The 1,053-nt window shown below is 69.2% G+C and carries 2 protein-coding genes; both read right to left on the bottom strand.

The features are described 5' to 3' along the window. The coding region (locus AC1D01_RS36120) for an LpxD N-terminal domain-containing protein (RefSeq protein ID WP_477874544.1) at window positions 1–534 on the bottom strand (534 nt) is incomplete at its 3' end. Window positions 535–537: 3 nt separating this feature from the next. Then, a complete protein-coding gene (locus tag AC1D01_RS36115) occupies window positions 538–1,050 on the bottom strand; it encodes an OmpH/Skp family outer membrane protein (RefSeq protein ID WP_477874546.1) in 513 nt (170 codons plus the stop codon). Window positions 1,051–1,053: the final 3 nt, after the last annotated feature.

Genomic DNA, 1,053 nt, shown 5'->3' with positions numbered 1-1,053 from the left:
GCTGTGCACGATGCCGCGCTCGCCGATGTGGCAATCGGCCAGCAGCGTGACGCGCGGCGCGAGACGCGTGCCGGCACCGACGCTCGCACCCCGGCCGATCACGCAGTGCGCCCCGATGACTGCGCCGGCGCCGATGCGCGCACCGGCCTCGACCAGCACGAATGCGCCGATGCTCGCGCCGGCGTCGATCACGGCGCCCGCCTCGACGACGGCACTCGGGTGCACGCCGGCCGGCACCGCCGGGCGCGTGCGCGCCGCCCACCACTGCGTGAGCTTCGCGAAGGCCAGGTAGGGGTCGTCGCAGACCAGGGCCGCACCGCGGGCGACCGCGGCGTCGCGCATCGCCGGCGCGACGATCACGCAGCCGGCGGCGCTGGCCTCCAGCTGCGCGGCATAGCGGGGATTCGAGAGAAAGGAGATCGTGCCCGGCGTGGCGCCCTCGAGCGGGCCGATCCGGTCGATGGGCAGCGCGGCGCTGCCGATCAGTTCGCCGCCGAGCTGGGCGGCGATGTCACCGAGTTGAACCGCATCCACGGCTCACTTGCCGCCTTGCTGGGCGTTCAGCGCCTTGATCACCTTGTCGGTGATGTCGATGCGCGGGCTGGCAAAGACGACATCCTGCAGGATCAGGTCGTATTTGTCGGTCTCGTAGATCTGCTTGATGACCTTGTTGGCCCGCTCCACCACCGAGGCCAGTTCCTCGTTCTTGCGCTGGTTCAGGTCCTCCTGGAACTCGCGGCGCTTGCGCTGGAACTCGCGGTCCTGGTCGATCAGGTCGCGCTGGCGGCGGGTCTTCTCGGATTCGGCCAGCGTCGGCTGGTCTTTCTCGAGCTTGTCGCCGGCCGCCTTCAGGCGCGTGCCGAACTCGTTCAGGTCTTTCTCGCGTTTCGAGAACTCGGCTTCCAGCTTGGTCTGCGCCGCCTTCGCCGGCACCGCATCGCGCAGCACCTTGTCGAGGCTCACATAGCCGATCTTCAATTCCTGCGCCTGCACACCCAGGGCTGCGAACGCCAGCGTCGCGGCGGCCAGCACGAGATGCAGGGACTTCAATCT

It is taken from the genome of Rhizobacter sp. P3_B12, assembly GCF_056402895.1.
This window is presented reverse-complemented; position numbering and strand designations above follow the sequence as displayed.